Origin of the sequence: Kriegella aquimaris (assembly GCF_900103215.1) — a bacterium.
In the GTDB taxonomy this organism is placed as follows: Bacteria; Bacteroidota; Bacteroidia; order Flavobacteriales; family Flavobacteriaceae; genus Kriegella; species Kriegella aquimaris.
In genome coordinates this window covers 22,783-29,234 of the sequence record NZ_FNGV01000024.1, presented here as the reverse complement: position 1 = coordinate 29,234, position 6,452 = coordinate 22,783, and the positions used below count along the sequence as shown (strand labels likewise).

The following is a 6,452-nucleotide window of genomic DNA, read 5'->3' as shown; positions in this document are numbered from 1 at the left end:
AATATGACGAAATTCATGACAGCAATTTTGAGGCCGACTATGATGCCATTTTTAACAATTTAGAAAATGAAAACTTATTTTTCAGTTTCGAAATTCATGTTAAGTTTTTATTAGAATGGACGGAACATATAAAAAATATGCAATACGACGCATTATCAAAAATCAATCTTGAATTAAATGATTGATTAAATCAAATAACGAAAGCACAACAATGGCTATATCAAATAGGGCATAAAGTGCTATATTTAAAGGCTTGGGTATGTTTGCTAAGTCCGCCAAATCTTTTGGATTTGGCAATTAAAAAAGAAAAAATAATTACAAAACAAAAAGCTCTGGCTAGCAGACCAGACAGAAACGAAAAGTTTCCTTGCCTGCCCTACTTGCCATAGCCCAGACCGTTGTGGTGCAAACCATGTCTCTTAACGAACATTTGGCTACGTTACCAAGATTTGGTATATTTGAGTAAAATTATAGTCAAAATGGGAAAAAACACATCAATATCACTCGGAAATCATTTTGAAGATTTTATCAGAGAAGAAGTAAATTCAGGTAGATATGGTTCGGTAAGCGAAGTTATTCGTACTGCATTACGTATGCTGGAACGCGAAGAAAAAAAAGAAAGAGAATTAATTAAAGCTCTCGAAGTCGGAGAAAATAGTGGTTTTATTGAAAATTTTGACCCAAAACAAAACCTGGCTGAATTACATCGCAAACACTTATGAGTAAAAACCAATACCGAATAAGTAAACAAGCGATTGATGATTTAAATGATATTTGGGTTTATACTCTTCACAAATGGTCTAAAGAACAAGCAGACAGATATTACGACTTGATAATTGGAGAGATTGAATTTTTAGCGGACAACTATCTGATTGGAAAAACGGCTGAACAAACTCGAAAAAACTATCGAGTAACGAAAATCAAATCGCATCTGATTTTTTACAGAAAAGTCGAAAATGAAATTGTCGAAATTGTTAGAATTTTACATCAGAGAATGGATATTAAAAAACGCCTGAAATAAAAAAACTGCACACAACACCGTATCCTATGAAAAGCACTAGTCCAGTTCCTTAAAGTTAATAATTTATTTTTTATCAGTCCATAATGGTGATTTTGGGGTGTTGAATTGTTGGCAACCCTTGTCAGCTTTTTACTTGGTTGTCAATACTTCAACACCATATATAACTTGCTCCGCATCCTATGTGTGATCGATCCTAGATTAGGAACGTCACCGGCATCTGTATGATTATAAGTTATAATAAGCCCGGCCACTTGCTATAAAAATGTGATCCCAATTCCTTGGGCCACCCACGTTGTTTTGTGGTACTGGCTTTGAATACTTCGTTGTGAGCTTTGTTATCTGGTTGCTGTTTATCCTTTAGGTTATTCCAATACCCCTATCACATAAGGGGTCTGCGTCTTTATTACCGCCAATGTCCTGCTCAGCAGTTTCCTGGCCACCTTTATGATAATGCTCTTTACGTTCTTGCCATGGTGCTTGCGATAATAGGCCTGCATAACAGGATCCGCCCGTATCGCCTGCCAGGCAGCCTCCACAAAGTAGGACTGGATCAAACGGTGCGCCCTTGGCGTTATCCCCAGTGTCCTATAATTACTTCCGCTCTGGTACACCCCTGGGGCCAGGCCTACATAGCCCGACAAATGCTTCAGGCTTCTGAACCTTCTCAGGTCGCCCAGTTCACATAAGATCCCGCAAGCAACGATGCCACCAATGCCCGGAATACTCCTGAGCAACTTGTAATCCTTCTTGTAATAGGTCTTACAGAACCTTCGTAGTTGCGTTGAAACATCACGCAGGTCTTGATCCACAAAGCGGAACTGGCGCATACGGCTGTCAAGGGTCGCACGGGCAGGGGAATACTCAAATTCAAAGCATCGAGCCAATTACGGAAACCATGGCTCCAATGGCTATTGTCGAACTCCCGGGGAACAGCAACGCCAAAATAAAGTAGCTGTGATTTTATTAGGCTCTTTATGCGACGGTAATCCTTGACCAGATCATTCCTTCTGCGGAAAAGGCTGCGCAGCTGCTCACGCTCCATATCGGGAACATGGATACCGTCCAAACGACCGTCCTTGAGTTCCCTGGCAATGAGCTGCGCGTCTATCCTGTCGGTCTTGGTGTGCTTCTCCTTGCCCTTGCGGTGCACGTCGGCAGGGTTCACGACCAAAGAACGCCATCCATAGCCCTCGAAACAACGGTGGGCATGATAGCCGCAGCAGCCGGCCTCGTAGGCCGTAACGACTTCATGATCGGGGAAGTACTTATCCACATATGCCCTTGATCCTTCCCGGGAAGGGGGCATCGAAAAGGTCTTGCCCCCCCGTAATATCGGTCGAGCAATGAATCTTCCAACTACGTTTGTGAATATCGATTCCAATGAATAACTTAGGTTTGGCAGTGTGTTCCGTTTTCATATCTTTAAGAGTTTGCTATAAATTAAAGATAATGGACACGCTGCTTTTACATAAATGCTAAAAATAATAGCCAATATTGTAGCAAATTCAAGGGTTGTAGCCCGCTTCAATATTTGGGTAACTTGACAGGAAAGTGCCACGCAGTCGGCTACATATTCTTATACTAAACGTTGTAGGGCATTAAGAAACATGAACAACGAAAAAATGGCATATTTAGTTTTAGCATATCCGATAATCAGTAATTCTGACCTTGAACTAATACAAAAATTTAGAAGGGTTAATGACGAGCTATATTATGATGTAGTGAAACCACATTTCACAATTGTATTTCCAGTTTTTAGATTATCAGAAACAGAGTTTATTGCAGAAATAAAGAAACAGTCTAATAATCTTCCAAGTTTTAACTTTTCCATTCGTTGTTCTACAATGACTAAGGATGCCTTTAGTGAATACTATCATTCACTTTTAGTTCCTGATGAAGGATACAGCAACATTGTCAAAATTCATGATAAACTATATAGAGACAAGTTAATTGAAGATTTAAGACTTGATATAGATTTTGTTCCACACATTGGAATTGGAAACTCAATGGAGAAATTTAAATGCAAAAAAATGGTTGACAATTGGAATAGCAAGGATTTCGAAATAAATGGTACAGTAACGCATTTAACGATTGTAGAATTTGAAAATAATGTAGTTAGGACACTAGACGAAATAAAACTGGAAATATAAAAACGCACTACAACAATGTGTGAAAATGCATTAAAACGCATTTTACACTAAACGTTGTTGGCATTTAACATTCAGCTAAATTAGTTGTTAATATATTGCACCAGATTACTTAAAGGTCAATTTACTGATTAAAGAAAATGATATGCCAATATTTATGGATCGCCACGATGTTTCTAAATCGGTTACTGCCGAAATCGTTGCACAAATACACCTAGAAGATATAAAAATACAGCAAAAATATAATTGTCGGGGGTTAACCTATTGGTTTGATGATGCCCGCAAAACTGCTTTTTGTTTGATTGAAGCACCCGACAGAGATGCAATTACTCAGATGCATGACCATGCTCATGGTATGGTACCTCACCAAATTATTGAGGTGGATAAGACCATTGTTGAATCGTTTTTAGGCAGAATAGAAGATCCTGAAAAAGCACAGAATACAAATCTAAATATCATCAACGAACCAGCTTTTAGAACATTAATGATGGTTTCTGTTGAGAACCACTCTTTGAAAAGTTCCGACCCCTTTTCTATTATTTCAAATGTGCAGCAAATTTACAAGCATATAAGTACCATTTTGAAACCGTTTAATGGAAATATGGTACAACAAAATGAAGATGGTTGTTTAATTTCTTTTCGAACGGTTACTGAAGCCGTTTTATGTGCTTTAAAGATTCATAAAGATTATCGGGTACTCATATCCCAATATCAAATTAATTTTACAGAATTATCTATCGGATTACATGCTGGTATACCGGTAACCGATAAAGAATCAATATTTGAAGATACTATTAAATTGGCTCAACGTATGTGCTTTATTTCTGCTGCTGAGATTGTTTTATCAGCTGAAGTAAAACATTTGTTTGAGAGCGAAAATTTTGGAGAAGTAATAAACAAGAACCAAATTCACGAGCTAACAACAGACGTAGAAAGATTTCTAAACCAGTTCATGGAGTTTACCGAAAAAGAGTGGCAAAATACGGAATTAAAAGTGGATGATTTCGAGAGGAATATTGGTGTCAGTAAATCAAAACTCTATCGGGAGATGATTCGGTTAACCGGAAAATCACCAAGTGTTTTTTTGCTACATTTCAGGCTTCGGAAATCATTGCAAATGCTACAAAAACAAAAGGGGAATATATCTGAAGTAGCTTTCGATTCAGGATTTAACAGCCCTTCGTATTATACAAAATGCTTCCGTAAAAGATATGGAATTATACCTTCAGAATTAATACAGAATTAAATCTGTAATATTTCATTTTGAATTCAAATATTTCCCTGACCCAAATTTACTCGCGAAAGAACCAAATGTGCTATTAAACGACAATATAACTCCGTAGCCTTGTTGTATTATATTTAATAGCAAAATAATGAAAAAGAAGTTTACATTTTTATTGACACTTTTCACCATGACTTTCATGTTAAGTGCACAAACCGTGTCCAACGAAACAAAGACACTTTTTGAAAGATTGGGCGGAACACCAGGCATAACAGCCATTGTTGATGATGTTATTGAAGCACACATGAACAACCCAGCAATTAGTGCTCGATTTAAACCTTACCAGGATCAACCAGAGCGATTTGCAAAAATCAGGCAACATACCATCGAATTTTTTAGCACAGGAAGCGGTGGTTCAGTTGAATACCATGGCAGAGATATGACAACAACCCATCAGGGAATGAACATCAGCGCTGTTGAATACATGCACGTGGTAGACGATATTATGGGTGTTTTGGATAAGCATAATATTGACGAGGAGTCTAAAAAAGATGTGCTGGCGATTCTTTGGTCGTTAAAACAGACAATAATGTCAAAATAATTTTAAACAGGAGGATTAAAAATGAAAATTGCAAAAGAAAACATCGAAGTGAAAATGGAGATTCCCGGAGCTGTTATACGTCAGAAAACAGAATTCGGCGATGCAACTGGCTTAGGTAAAATAAGCGGAGAGTATTTCAGCCTTTCTGTAGGAGTAGATACCACCCCACTTTTTATGGGACTTGAGGGAAACTTATGCCAAAGTCCACACTGGGGTTATGTTCTAAAAGGTGAGCTTACAACCACTGATGCAGAAGGCATTCAGGAAACTGTCGCCACCAATGATATGTTTTATTGGCCAGCCGGGCATAATGTCAAGGTCAATGCTGATGCTGAGATAATCATGTTCAGTCCTCAGCACGAACACAGTCATGTAATTAATCATATGATTGAGAAAACCAAGGGTTAAGATTATCATCGTAACTAAGTTAGTTCAGTACGCCATTTTATAATATGATTACAAATGAGATGGATTTGTTCCAATCTAAAATCCCGAGTTTATTTTAACAAGATTTCATCATTATTTTAGACAATAAAGTAAAGATGGAATCTTCTTTTATGTACAACTGTTCCTGTAGCAACATGAACCCTTTCAAAGAAACCCGAAATATTTTATTGCTAACAAAGAAGACATTGAGTGTAATCAGCCCATAACACGCGATATACGTAAGCCGGGCGATGTGGGTAATTTGAACTTTTGTACATTTACTCAAATTCGTAACGGTATGACAGGTGGGAGCTTCGAAACCCCGACCTCCGCATAGTGCCAAACCGTTAGAGGTCATTGTAAAAGACCAACCAATAAATATGTAAATTAACAAAAAAATAAAAAAACGTATACATTTTGCAGCTTTGCCTTTGCTTGCGTTTGCCAAAATAAAATCAATAGTGATATGTAAACCTTTGACTGGATAATTTTGAACCTTAAGGAATAATAATATGGCAACACAAATAATTCGTTTTCTCAATATTATTATGGTGGCCTTGGTAACCGGTACCATATTTGGAATATGGCTTGGCTTTAATCCAATTGGCTTGTCAGCACAAACATATATTGAGCAACAACAGAATAATATAAGGGCGTTAAATACCATAATGCCATTACTTGGGCTTATTACAATTGTTTTAACCTTAATCTCTGCTTTCCTTCGAAAAAAGGAAAAAGGTGCTTTTATTCTTCTTCTGGTTGCAACAGTTTTTTTAATTATAAGCGGACTTACAACTAAATTTGGAAGCCAACCGATCAATAGTGTTGTAATGACATGGGACATGAATATGCCACCAGACAATTGGACGTCATTGAGAGACCAATGGTGGACTTATCATATAATTAGGACATCGACGGCCATTATAGCTCTATGTCTCATTGTATGGACAGGTATGAAGAAAGATGAAAAAAACATCAACACCGCTAACAAAGAACTGATATAAAAAACAAACCATTTCTCCCTTAATTTGGCTC

11 protein-coding genes are annotated in these 6,452 nt (G+C 37.4%); 8 read left to right on the top strand and 3 right to left on the bottom strand.

Annotation, left to right across the window (positions count from 1 at the left end):
* The 3 genes from BLS33_RS25105 to BLS33_RS24100 all read left to right on the top strand — a co-directional run.
* Window positions 1-185, top strand: a 185-nt coding sequence (locus BLS33_RS25105; RefSeq protein ID WP_218129646.1) for a hypothetical protein, incomplete at its 5' end; no start/stop codon positions are given.
* Window positions 186-479: 294 nt separating this feature from the next.
* A complete protein-coding gene (locus BLS33_RS24105; protein ID WP_089895827.1) occupies window positions 480-722 on the top strand; it encodes a type II toxin-antitoxin system ParD family antitoxin in 243 nt (80 codons plus the stop codon).
* Window positions 719-1,021 carry a type II toxin-antitoxin system RelE/ParE family toxin gene (locus BLS33_RS24100; protein ID WP_089895825.1) on the top strand — a complete coding sequence of 101 codons (303 nt, stop codon included), beginning with the start codon at window positions 719-721 and terminating at the stop codon, window positions 1,019-1,021. Before BLS33_RS24105 ends, BLS33_RS24100 begins: the two co-directional genes overlap by 4 nt.
* A gap of 362 nt (window positions 1,022-1,383) precedes the next feature.
* Here BLS33_RS24100 and BLS33_RS24095 read toward each other — a convergent pair whose 3' ends face one another.
* The 3 genes from BLS33_RS24095 to BLS33_RS25015 are packed head-to-tail and all read right to left on the bottom strand — an operon-like array spanning window position 1,384 to window position 2,439.
* Window positions 1,384-1,755 (bottom strand): transposase, encoded by a 372-nt coding sequence (locus tag BLS33_RS24095; RefSeq protein ID WP_089895823.1) that lies wholly within the window; start codon window positions 1,753-1,755, stop codon window positions 1,384-1,386.
* Window positions 1,686-2,294 carry an IS110 family transposase gene (locus tag BLS33_RS24090; RefSeq protein ID WP_176801499.1) on the bottom strand — a complete coding sequence of 203 codons (609 nt, stop codon included), beginning with the start codon at window positions 2,292-2,294 and terminating at the stop codon, window positions 1,686-1,688. Before BLS33_RS24090 ends, BLS33_RS24095 begins: the two co-directional genes overlap by 70 nt.
* Window positions 2,287-2,439 carry a hypothetical protein gene (locus BLS33_RS25015; protein WP_176801498.1) on the bottom strand — a complete coding sequence of 51 codons (153 nt, stop codon included), beginning with the start codon at window positions 2,437-2,439 and terminating at the stop codon, window positions 2,287-2,289. Before BLS33_RS25015 ends, BLS33_RS24090 begins: the two co-directional genes overlap by 8 nt.
* A gap of 189 nt (window positions 2,440-2,628) precedes the next feature.
* Between BLS33_RS25015 and BLS33_RS24085 the strand changes: the two genes are divergently transcribed.
* From BLS33_RS24085 to BLS33_RS24060, 5 genes are all read left to right on the top strand, one after another.
* A complete protein-coding gene (locus BLS33_RS24085; protein ID WP_218129645.1) occupies window positions 2,629-3,171 on the top strand; it encodes a 2'-5' RNA ligase family protein in 543 nt (180 codons plus the stop codon).
* Between the two features lie 142 nt (window positions 3,172-3,313).
* Entirely contained in the window at window positions 3,314-4,414 is a 1,101-nt protein-coding gene (locus BLS33_RS24080) for a nickel-binding protein (RefSeq protein ID WP_089895819.1), read from the top strand.
* A 127-nt stretch (window positions 4,415-4,541) separates the two neighbouring features.
* The gene (locus BLS33_RS24075; RefSeq protein ID WP_245731658.1) at window positions 4,542-4,991 is read left to right on the top strand and encodes a group I truncated hemoglobin; all 450 of its coding nucleotides are present in this window, start codon (window positions 4,542-4,544) and stop codon (window positions 4,989-4,991) included.
* A gap of 21 nt (window positions 4,992-5,012) precedes the next feature.
* A complete protein-coding gene (locus BLS33_RS24070; RefSeq protein ID WP_089895815.1) occupies window positions 5,013-5,399 on the top strand; it encodes a cupin domain-containing protein in 387 nt (128 codons plus the stop codon).
* 530 nt (window positions 5,400-5,929) lie between these two features.
* Complete coding sequence (locus BLS33_RS24060; RefSeq protein WP_089895811.1) at window positions 5,930-6,421, top strand: anthrone oxygenase family protein; 492 nt, start codon at window positions 5,930-5,932, stop codon at window positions 6,419-6,421.
* Window positions 6,422-6,452: the final 31 nt, after the last annotated feature.